Source organism: Coleofasciculus sp. FACHB-712 (assembly GCF_014695635.1).
Lineage (GTDB): Bacteria > Cyanobacteriota > Cyanobacteriia > Cyanobacteriales > FACHB-T130 > FACHB-T130.
In genome coordinates, this window is record NZ_JACJOQ010000228.1 from 1 (window position 1) to 9050 (window position 9050).

10 protein-coding genes and 1 pseudogene are annotated in these 9050 nt (G+C 47.0%); 5 read left to right on the forward strand and 6 right to left on the reverse strand.

The genetic code is table 11. The features are described 5' to 3' along the window. Positions 1–105: 105 nt before the first annotated feature. A complete protein-coding gene (locus H6F50_RS27530; protein WP_277879319.1) occupies positions 106–228 on the reverse strand; it encodes a hypothetical protein in 123 nt (40 codons plus the stop codon). 216 nt (positions 229–444) lie between these two features. On the opposite strand from H6F50_RS27530, the gene H6F50_RS06495 reads away from it, so the two are divergent. Then, positions 445–972, forward strand: coding sequence for an MgtC/SapB family protein (locus H6F50_RS06495; RefSeq protein WP_190427721.1), 528 nt, complete (start codon positions 445–447; stop codon positions 970–972). A 578-nt stretch (positions 973–1550) separates the two neighbouring features. Next, a complete protein-coding gene (locus H6F50_RS06500) occupies positions 1551–2567 on the forward strand; it encodes a sulfate/molybdate ABC transporter ATP-binding protein (protein WP_190427684.1) in 1017 nt (338 codons plus the stop codon). A gap of 46 nt (positions 2568–2613) precedes the next feature. Here the strand turns inward: H6F50_RS06500 and H6F50_RS06505 are convergent. Together H6F50_RS06505 and H6F50_RS06510 are read right to left on the reverse strand one after the other, a co-directional pair. After that, positions 2614–2805 (reverse strand): annotated as a pseudogene (locus H6F50_RS06505) (DUF202 domain-containing protein); the annotation flags it as partial. A gap of 85 nt (positions 2806–2890) precedes the next feature. Further along, on the reverse strand, positions 2891–3481 hold the full coding sequence (locus H6F50_RS06510) for a Crp/Fnr family transcriptional regulator (protein WP_190415949.1): 591 nt from the start codon (positions 3479–3481) through the stop codon (positions 2891–2893). Between H6F50_RS06510 and H6F50_RS27535 the strand changes: the two genes are divergently transcribed. The 3 genes from H6F50_RS27535 to H6F50_RS06520 are packed head-to-tail and all read left to right on the forward strand — an operon-like array spanning position 3480 to position 4400. Continuing rightward, positions 3480–3602 (forward strand): hypothetical protein, encoded by a 123-nt coding sequence (locus H6F50_RS27535; protein ID WP_277878406.1) that lies wholly within the window; start codon positions 3480–3482, stop codon positions 3600–3602. The two genes, H6F50_RS06510 and H6F50_RS27535, sit on opposite strands and share 2 nt — an antisense overlap. 27 nt (positions 3603–3629) lie before the next feature. Beyond that, the gene (locus tag H6F50_RS06515) at positions 3630–3836 is read left to right on the forward strand and encodes a hypothetical protein (RefSeq protein ID WP_190427686.1); all 207 of its coding nucleotides are present in this window, start codon (positions 3630–3632) and stop codon (positions 3834–3836) included. Between the two features lie 33 nt (positions 3837–3869). Further along, positions 3870–4400, forward strand: coding sequence for an isochorismatase family cysteine hydrolase (locus H6F50_RS06520; protein WP_190427689.1), 531 nt, complete (start codon positions 3870–3872; stop codon positions 4398–4400). 122 nt (positions 4401–4522) lie between these two features. Here H6F50_RS06520 and H6F50_RS06525 read toward each other — a convergent pair whose 3' ends face one another. From H6F50_RS06525 to H6F50_RS06535, 3 genes are all read right to left on the reverse strand, one after another. Continuing rightward, complete coding sequence (locus tag H6F50_RS06525) at positions 4523–5599, reverse strand: hypothetical protein (protein ID WP_190427690.1); 1077 nt, start codon at positions 5597–5599, stop codon at positions 4523–4525. Between the two features lie 56 nt (positions 5600–5655). Beyond that, positions 5656–6663 (reverse strand): hypothetical protein, encoded by a 1008-nt coding sequence (locus H6F50_RS06530; protein WP_190427696.1) that lies wholly within the window; start codon positions 6661–6663, stop codon positions 5656–5658. Between the two features lie 425 nt (positions 6664–7088). Then, positions 7089–9050 (reverse strand): ATP-binding protein (locus H6F50_RS06535; protein ID WP_190427718.1); only part of this gene is annotated, 1962 nt, incomplete at its 5' end.

The window sequence follows — 9050 nt, forward strand, 5'->3', positions numbered from 1 at the left end:
TTCAGGATTATCCAGTTCTGGTTTAAACCAACGGTTGGAGTCGTTGTATCAGTGCATTAGTGCTAATACTTAGTGCTAATACTTTGATGCAAGACGCGATCGCATTTATTTTATTTGCGATCGCACAGTAAAAACATTCATGGCACCTCTGGGAGGTGACATCACTCCAGGTAGGGCACCCACCAGAGGTGCCCCTACATTCTCTGCAAACGGAGAGAGCGATCGCAAGTTTAGTTTTATGGTTGCTTTTAACCGATTTTTAACCTAAATTGATTTTTAAAGTACAGTAAATCGGGCGAATTACCGTAGTTACTGTGAAATTGGGAAGATATCGCCTAGCCAGCCACAAGTAACTGGACTACCATAGCCCAGTTTTTAATCAGTACGTTGGGGGACTGAGGGATCGGTATTCTAGTTGTTCTGGGAGTTCCAGCAATGAGTTCGATGTTTTTTAGCCCAAGCGATTGGCAGAGTGTAACTTTTAGGCTTACCACTGCACTACTGGTTGGCGGTGCGATTGGCATGAACCGCCAGCAGCCTGGTAGACCTGCTGGCTTAAGAACTTTTATGATCGTTAGCTTAGGCGCTGCCGCATTTGTAATAATTCCTTTGCAGGTGGATGGTGACAATACCTTTTCTTCTTCCAATGCTCTGAGTCGCACCATCCAAGGCGTTGCTACGGGAGTTGGGTTCTTGGGTGCGGGAATGATTCTGCAACAATCTCATCAAACACTTAGAAAAGCCGAAGTCAAGGGGCTAACTTCCGCCGCAACTATTTGGTTGGCGGCTGGATTGGGAGCAGCCGCAGGCTGTGGATTATGGCGAATGAGTCTGATTGGAACGCTATTTGCATTGGTGGTTCTTAGTGGAGTGAAGAAACTCAAGAAGTCTCCCTTGATTCGTCTTCACGATGACAATCGGACGAAAACACCGGAAAAAGACGCTGCATCGAATCAAGATGCAGCGAAGTAATAACTTCGCTTTTAGGACTTTTAAGAGCGAGGGGTGAAAGTAAATTCAGTTGCAGTAGATTCCGGCGTCCTGCCGCCTACATTGGTCAGATATGGCGCGGCTTCGATGTGAAGCGATGCGATTCTTGTAGTCTGGGCTTTTGATTATCTCTACGGGTACGTCAGGATGCGATTTTCCCTTCTTCATCGCACTTAGCTGAGTTTGTTTAGCCAGCCTAGAAAAGATGAATTAGAAGAGATTTTGACCGCAAATTAAGGAATCTTGATCCGTAAACTGTAGATTGAATTGCCTAATCTTACAGCACTTAGGAATTAGAAAAGAGTGCGTGTGTATGGCATCTCCTCGCCCCTCAGTGCCTTGAAATCAAAGCGTGAGCGACGTTCTCGTGAGCGATCTTCCCGACGGAGTTCCTCATCGAACCAGCCACCCTCATCCTTCAGGTAGAAGTGTTCTCAGTTTTATGGTATTAAATGTACAGTAAGTTGAGCGATAAACCGTAGATTTAAGGGATTCATCTAACCTAATTCGGTTTTTTGTCAAGGAAACCCGCACGTTAAGAAAATTGGGAAACAGTCGCTATGAGTATTTTGATTGAAGACGTATCGAAACGATTTGGCTCTTTTCAGGCGGTTTCAGGGGTCAATTTAGATATTAAAAGTGGCTCTTTAGTGGCGCTTTTGGGACCTTCTGGATCGGGGAAATCCACTTTATTACGGCTGATTGCAGGTTTAGAGACTCCAGACAGCGGTAGAATCAGAATCGCCGATCGGGACGTGACCCAGCAAAGCGTGCGATCGCGCGGCATCGGCTTTGTGTTTCAGCACTATGCGCTGTTTAAACACATGACTGTTCGCCAAAACATTGCCTTTAGTCTAGAGTTACGCAAAGCGCCCAAAGTCAGGATTCGACACCGAGTAGAGGAACTTTTAGACTTGGTGCAGCTCAATGGCTTTGGCGATCGCTACCCCTCTCAGCTTTCTGGGGGACAGCGGCAACGGGTGGCTTTGGCGAGAACCTTGGCTGTCGATCCCGAAGTATTGCTGTTGGATGAGCCATTTGGAGCTTTGGATGCCAAAGTACGTAAAGAACTGCGAGCTTCGTTGCGACACTTACACGAACGGGTAAATGTCACCACTGTGTTTGTTACCCACGACCAAGAAGAAGCAATGGAACTTGCCGATCAAATTGTGGTGTTTAACAAAGGTCGGGTGGAACAGGTCGGGACTGCCGCAGAGATTTATGACCATCCAGCAACCCCGTTTGTGATGAGTTTCGTTGGTCCAGTGAATGTTCTACCAAGTTCTGCTGGTATTTTTCGCTTGTCGAACTTGGAGTCGCCAACTTCTCATGTGTTTTTGCGTCCCCACGATGTCGCGATCCATACGGTGCCTGAAGAAAATGCTGCCCCAGCCAAGGTCAACCGCATCGTGCATCTAGGTTGGGAAGTTCAAATTGAGTTGCGTTTTAAGGATGGTCAGGAAGTCACAGCTTATATTACGCGCGATCGCTTAAACCAGTTGCAACTGCAACCCCAGCAGCTAGTTTATGTCAAACCCCAACACGCCAAGACCTTCCCCGCATACTCTTTAAATTGAGCAATTAAGTAGAAACAACGTTACTGTTAGGTGCTGCAATGACTCAAGTACAAAGTAGCACCGTTACCAGACCCACTAGAGAGAAGACTAAACCCAACTTCCAACCATTGCCTGGACGGTGCGCCTGGGGCGGAAAGAAGTTGCGAAGGCGGACGATGACGACGCCAAAACCCATCAAAGCGATCGCTGTCCGCATCCACCCCAGATAGGTGCGCTCGTTTGCCAAGCGATCGCGCACCCGCGATGAATTCTACCGTTCTTTACTTTTTGTATCGCTCACCATTCACGCTCTATACCCCTCAAAGGGATGTAGTTTAATCGGATTAAATTTCGTAGTGCCAGAATGGCTGTTGCTCTTGCAGAACAATGAAGCGATGAGGCAGGCGCTGAATAATTCCCCGCTTCTCAAATTCATTGAGCAGTCGCGTCACCGTGACTCTGGTAGAACCGATGAGTTCGGCAATTTCCTGGTGTGTCAAGCGCAAATCGATCTGTTTTCCTTGCTCGATTTCACGCCCAAACCTTTTCGCCAGCCAAGTTAACAGTCGCAGGAGGGAAGCGTCCACCGATTTGCAATGCAGAATCTCTATGAATTCTTGAAATTGCTGAATATGCAGAATCATAGACTCGGTGGCTTCGTGACACTTGCTAACCGGCAGAACTTTTACCTCTACCAGCGTTAGGCATTCAATTTGATAAGGGTTAGCCTTGGATAGCACTCTGCCAACAATATCTCCTGGTCCCCATAAACCGAGCGTGATGGTTGTGCCGTCTTCGAGCCAGGTTACGGTGCGAACTACCCCAGTCTCAATTTGCCAGAGATAATTCTGCTCTAAGGGTAATAGAGAGCGCCGAGAAAATGTACGTCGCTTCAGGTGAGCAGAGCTAGGTAATAAAAACGGGGAAGCAGTCATGGATAGTCATCCAATTTTAAAACAGCTACGAAAATCCAGAGCGATCGCAATTACGGTTGCCGAACGCTGGTTGCGGGGATGCGTTGAAGAGGTTTCACCCAAATATACTATATTCCGCTAGGAAAACTGTGGATTAAAAAAAATAAAATTGTCGCATTCCCGAAGTTGTGCGGCAATTGATAGCACGGTATGCGAACAAGAATTGCTTGACTCGCTGGAATTGCCCGATTATTTGGGTGCAATTGTATTGATTCTCTCTGTGCAGTCAAAAGCTGTGCAGTCAAAAGATGATGACGCGATCGCTCTAATGTACGATGCGGCTACAGGGGGCGGTTACGAGATAATCGGCTCATAGTAGAAAGCAAGGCTGTTGAAGGGAAGCGTTTAGATGTCCGAGCCATTACTCATCGTCGATGTGCAATCTGGTTTTATCAACGACTTCACGCATCATATCCCGGAGCGTGTTGTCCGCCTTCTCCAGCGTCACGAGTACGCGCCAATTCTGTTTACACGCTTTATCAATGTGTCCGACGGACCGTACTATCGCTTTCTGAACTGGCACGGCTGCGATAGCGACGCAGAAACAAGCCTTGTCTCGGAACTCGAATCCTTTGCCAAACCAGAACTTGTGTTCTCAAAGTCGGGACTGTGCGGAATGCCAGACAAACTGGTGAACTACCTGCGCGAAAATTCGATTGAGCGGATTTCTGTCGTCGGTATCGATACCGATATGTGCGTGTTGAAGATTGCAATGGATCTGTTCGATATCGGCATTGAACCACTTGTACTGACTGATTGCTGCGCCAGTACAGCCGGTTTGCAAGCGCATTTGGCGGGACTAGCGGTACTCAGCCGCAATATTGGTGCCCAACGGTTGCACGATGCGGGTCTTGGAGGAGGCATGCTAGCTGCGCCGTAGAAGCAGCAGATAAATAGTTCGGTTAGTAAAAAGACGCGAGAATTTTCCCTCTATAGAGACGCGAGAGACGCGAAGCAGCACCGCTTCGCGTCTCTACAATCTATGCAACCGAACGAATCATCTTATTTGTTTTTCTGGAGGGTTTTCGCTTGCTCCAGCGTGATTTCTTTCAATGACTGATAGGAACTAGCATTTGATGCCCCTTCAATCGCTTTAACAGCCAGATCCTGAACCTGCTTGAGGGCTGAATCGAGTTGTTTCGAGAGACTGAGAATTCGCGCATCCTGATTGCGAATCGTCTCCTCTAACGACTGAATTCTCTGTTCGTGCAAACGCTTTTGCATTTCCACATCTTTAGCATACAAATCAGACTTAATTTTGGTTTGGTAATGGGCAATGCCTTTGCCTTCTTCCTTGGCTTTTTTGATAGCCGCTTCCAGTTCCTTAGGAAATACTTCTACCTTAGCTTTCGCCTCATCATATTGTTTTTCTCGTTCAGCGATCGCTTTCTCCCGCTCATCCCACTGTTTTTCCTTTTCTTGTTGGAATTCTTCCAGATGCTTATACAAACCTTTCTTGGTTTGATCGTACTCGTCCTGGTTGATGTTGCGTTGAAGTTCTAGATCGTACTTATACTCTTTAGCATCCCGCTGGCGCGTTTTAGCTTGCGTTTCATTGCGCTCCTTAATCGAGCGTTTACGTTCTTCTTGCTCTTTGAACCAAGCGTTTTTTTGCTCTAGTGTTTCTTGTTCTAAATTTTCACGTCTTTGGCTAAGTTCCTCTTCAAAAGTTTTGGAACTTTCTTCATACTGTTGGATGAGCGTATCCAACATTCCTTCTGCGATTTCTAAATTATGTAGTTCTTCTAATTGTTTAACCTCTGTGGCGACTGAACCCCTGAGTTCTTGTAGCTTAGAAGCTTCTAATGTCAGTTTCTCTGACAACTCGCTGACAGCACTCCCGAATCCTAATTGCAGCTTTGCCAGACTTTCAATTACCCGCTCCATTTTTTGTTGATCCGCAGCAGCCTGATTCATTGTTATCCTCGATTCCAATGGTTGTTTGTCTTTAATCGCTGGTGGTTTACTTTGATTCAGTTGCTTCAGTTGCGAATCTAGCGCTGCTTTCTCTTTACTTAATTCCTCATACGCCGCTAAGATTTCAGCCTTGGTGTTTTTGTCGTTGGGTTTTCTTGCCATTGATAATCTCCTATTTTTGAGAACCGCTATTTATGGAGCCAGATAAAAGCGAATTTCTAATTTCTCTTTTCCGTGCCTGTTAATTTAGCGGAGGAGTTGTCAAAGGCTCTCATGGCAATATCTTGTGCTTGCTTCAAGGCAGCTTGAAGTTGAGCAGTCATTTCTGTTATTTGTTCAGATTGTTTTTGAATTGTCTGCTCTAGGGATTGAATTTTAAATTCATTCGCTTGTTTAGTCGCTTCCCACTCTTTTTCATACAAATCAGCTTGCACTTTAGCGTCTTGGTGAACGTCTTTAATTGCCTCTTCTCTGGCTTTTTTAACAGCGTCCTCCAATTCTTTAGGAAATCCTTCTATTTTCTTTTGATGCTCCGTAAATTCTGCTTGACGCTTTGTCAGACTGTTTTCTCGCTCTGACCACTGTTTTTCTTTCTCTTTTTCAGATTGTTGCAATTCCCGTTCCAAGTTTCGCTTAATTTCTTCGTACTCATCTGTCTCTATTTTCCGAGTACGTTCTAAATCGTATTGATATTCTTCAACTTCCCGCTGGCGTTCGGCAGTTAATAGAGCATTTTGTTCTTGGAGTGTCGTTTCAAATTCTTCCTGTTCTTTTTGCCAAGATTTGCGGATGGTAGACTGTTGTTTTTCCAGTGCTTCCCGTTCGCTGGCTATTTTTTGTTCAAGGGATTTTAGGTTTTCTTGGTGTCCTTGCGTTAAGATGTGCAGCGCATCTGCTACTACTCTGATTTGCTGAAGTTCTTGCAAATGCTGCGTTTCAATGTCTAGCGCCCGTTTTAGTTCGTCTAACTTTGAAGTTTCACCCGTTAATTTTGCGGAGAGTCCAAAAACAATTCCGCCAAACTCTAATTGCAGATCGGCTAGACCTTTGACAATACTATCAATCGTATAGGTGGAAGCAGCTTGAAGAATTTCTTTGTTCTTTTCTTTTTCTGCTTCTTGTTCTTTGGTCGCTATTTTTGACTCGATTTTTTTCTTGTCTGCAATCAGTTGTTTGAAGGCTTCCAGAATCTGTTCTTTGCTGTCTTTGGATGCCACTTTATTCATGCTTTTTCTCCATAAAAAAGTTGCTCGGTTGCAGGTAAATTTCCTACAGCAGAGTGTTGCAATCTAACCCAAGACTTTTTGGTTAAGGCTCGATCCCCCCTAACTCCTCCTTAAACAGGGAAAATCAGGCAAAAACGCGCTTTTTTAAGCTTCCCAATTCATTGGGGGATCTTCATATGAAATTGCATTAACCAAAAAGTGGTGCAATCTAACCGGGAACACAGCCCTTTATAGAACATATGTTCTAGTGCAATATACTCAAGGAATTATGGCATTGTCAAGGGAAAATACGCCAAGAAATAGGTGTATAAAAAGATACTGCTTGTAAACAACCTGAGCAGGTAGTAGCCCCTACGAACCTTTTAGTAGGCACGGCAATGCCGTTCCCCTGCGCTAGGGAACGAGAAAGGGAGGTGGGGATGAGGCTAGTAAGTCGCTTGGGTAAGGGTTTGGTGAATTTGGTCTAACACTTCTGCCATCGATAGGGCGGGCACGCGCAGAATTTTGGTAGCGATCGCGCTGAGGATTTCCGGCAACTCTGAGGTAGGTTCATCGACCCCATCCCCTTGATGCTCCAGCACCAAAATCGGCGGCAGAAAAGGCATCTGTCTCAAGGAAGTCAGCGCCTCCATCAAGGCTGGATTTAGCTCCATGTCTGCCAGATCGATCAGCAATAAATCAACGTTTTGATGTTGAAGTTGCCGCAACACTTCAGTCCAAGAGCGCGAAAGTATACTTCTAAACCCGGCTTTTTGTAGGTAGTGAATTAGAGGAGATGCCTTCGAGCCGCCCCCCTGGGGTTTCGCGAACAATCGAGGGTCGAAGGCTTCGCTTGTCGGGTAGCGATTGACGCTTGCAGATAAATCCATTAGCGATCGCGCATCGACGACTAAAATGCTGGGCTTACAGCTCATCCCGACGGCAATCTGAATCACCTGCAATAAGGCAGCGGTATGGTCGTTCCCATCCGCTGCCAAACAGGGAAAGACACAAAGACTGCTCACTTGATTTGCAGCCTCAGTGGTTGGGCGATCTAGCGTTACTAATGGTAAAGAAGCAAGGCTCGTCCGTGAGGCAAGCTGTTTGAGATAGGCAAGCGGATCTTCTAAACCCCCACCATCGAGGATGACGACATCCGGCTGCCAAACGCGAGCCAAAAGTTCTGCCTGTTCTAGATCGTCGGCTTCTAGAACCCGGTGATTTGGCGAGAGTCCCAAGGCGGTGGGCGAAAATTCTATCGCGGCTTGCTCAACAGAGGTGAGATGTAAAATCGTCAGGCTAACGTTGGTGCATTGCTTTGGCTTGGTTAAACAAGTCAGGCTATGGCGTAAAGTTTCCGTCTGGACTGGCAGAGTTAAAAAGCCATCTGCGCGGTTGGAGGCGGCTTGCTCTTTTTCGGCGTTAGCGGCTGTCACAATGACTGGAATGTGGCAGGTTTGGTCGTCTGATTTGAGCAGAGTCAGCACGTCCCAGCCGGAAAGCAGGGGCAAGCACGGGTTGAGCAGTATGGCTTGTGGCTGAAATCGCCGTGCCTTTTCGAGGGCTTCTGTCCCGGAACGAGCGATCGCGGCTCGATAGCCTAAACTGCTGAGTTGCTGGGTTAAATGGTCGATGTAGTGGGGTGCAGCTTCGACAATCAAAATCAACCGATTGCGGTTCAAGGATGAACGATGGGGAGCGAAGGATGCATCCCGATTTTTTTGAGCCTTCATCCGGCTTCCCTCCTCCTTGCGCGTCGGCGGAATCGGAGGAAGTAGCAGGGTAAACTGGCTTCCTTCACCAGGTTTGGAGATAAAGGAAACATCCCCACCGTGCAGACGAGCCAAACCTTGGGTTAAAACCAGCCCCAACCCCGTCCCGTCAAAGCGGCGGGTCATCGGGTCTTCTAGTTGTTGGAATTTCTGAAAAATTAGATGTTGTTTTGCCTCTGGGATGCCAATGCCGGTGTCCCAAACAGTAAAAGCAATCCAGCCTTCCCACCGACTAACTTTCAGTCCAGTTTCGCCGCCCGCTTCAGTAAATTTGAGGGCGTTGGAAAGCAGGTGCGTGAGCATCTGGCGCAGACGCAAATCGTCCGCCACAATCGTTTCTAATCCCGGTTCAATACTGAGCGTAAAACCCAGTTCCTCTTTGGCGTTGCTGACTGGTTCATGCCCCGTCGCCGGTTGGTCTTTCAAGGTCTGGAGTTGTCTCGCTTGAGATAAGGCGCGATCGCACACTGTCAGAAGATTCACGGGTTCTGGCGACAGTTCCAACTGCCCCGTCTCCATGCGGGTCAAATCTAAAATATCGTTGACCACCGTCATCAACTGACGCCCACTCTGATGAATCAGCTTTGCATAGCGTTCCTGACGCTCGTTCAGCTGTCCCAGTACCCGATCCTTGAG